Here is a 968-nt window from a genome sequence, read left to right as displayed (position 1 = left end):
GGTCGAGTTCCACGCCAGCAAGGCGGTGGCCCCGGACGGCCGGACTGCCTCGCTGTGGACCGTGCGGGGGCCGGACGGCGCCTGGCAGGTGGTGAACATCGCCACCGGGGACGACGAGACCCGCTACACCGCCCAGGGGGCGCGGGCCCTGCCCGGCGGGATCGTCTTCCGGGAACCGCAGATCGACGCCTGGTACGTCCAGAGGGGAGCGAAGGTGCTGCCCCTCGACGAGGACGCCGTGCGCGCGGTCGGCCGGAACGGCACGAGCCTGACCGCCTACCGGGCCCGGGTCGCGGCGGCCTACGGCGACAAGCTGCCCGGCTCGGCCTACGCCGGGAGGGGCGCGGCCGGCGGCTACGGCACCCCGTCCCCGGCTCGCGCCGAGGAACCGCCGCTCACGACGGCCTCCGCGGCGGCCTGCGCGGGCGTGGTCCTGGCGCTGTCCCTGCCGGTGGTGGCCGCCCGCCGTCGCCGCCGGGAGACCGCCGGCTGATCGCGCGGTCCTCCACGCGGCGGGTCCCGAAGCCCCCGGGACCCGCCGCGCGGAGGCCCCGCCCCCGGGACGACCGGCTCCGGTCGTCCCGGGGCCCGGTTCCCCGCTCCCCGTCCCGGCGGTCCCGGCCGCGACGGGGAGCGGGAGCACGACTCCGCCGGACGCGCCGGCTCCGGCGGAGTCGTGCCGTCCGCCGGGCCTCCGGCGTCGCGCCGTCCACCGGGCCCCGTCCACCGGGCCCCGTCCACCGGGGCCGGACGGGTCCCCGCGCCGCCCCGCGGGGCCGTCACTGGGCCAGGTAGCCGCCGTCCACCGGCAGGACCGCGCCCGTGACGAACGAGGCCTCGGGCGACGCGAGGAAGAGGATCGCCGCCGCCACCTCCGCCGGCTCGCCGAGCCGGGCCATCGGGTGCATGCGCAGGACCTCCTCCAGATACGCGGCGCCGCCCGGCTCGTCCCGTACCGCCGCGACCCG

Annotated in this window: 1 protein-coding gene and 1 pseudogene; one reads left to right on the top strand and one right to left on the bottom strand. The window is 79.9% G+C overall.

Features of this window, described 5'->3' with window-relative positions; genetic code table 11:
* Positions 1–493: pseudogene (locus EAO71_RS35160) on the top strand (hypothetical protein); the annotation flags it as partial.
* 286 nt (positions 494–779) lie between these two features.
* On the opposite strand, the gene EAO71_RS35155 reads toward EAO71_RS35160, so the two are convergent.
* Positions 780–968 (bottom strand): SDR family oxidoreductase (locus tag EAO71_RS35155; protein ID WP_147981887.1); only part of this gene is annotated, 189 nt, incomplete at its 5' end.

Source organism: Streptomyces sp. MS191 (genome assembly GCF_008042125.1).
In the GTDB taxonomy this organism is placed as follows: domain Bacteria; phylum Actinomycetota; class Actinomycetes; order Streptomycetales; family Streptomycetaceae; genus Streptomyces.
This window is presented reverse-complemented; position numbering and strand designations above follow the sequence as displayed.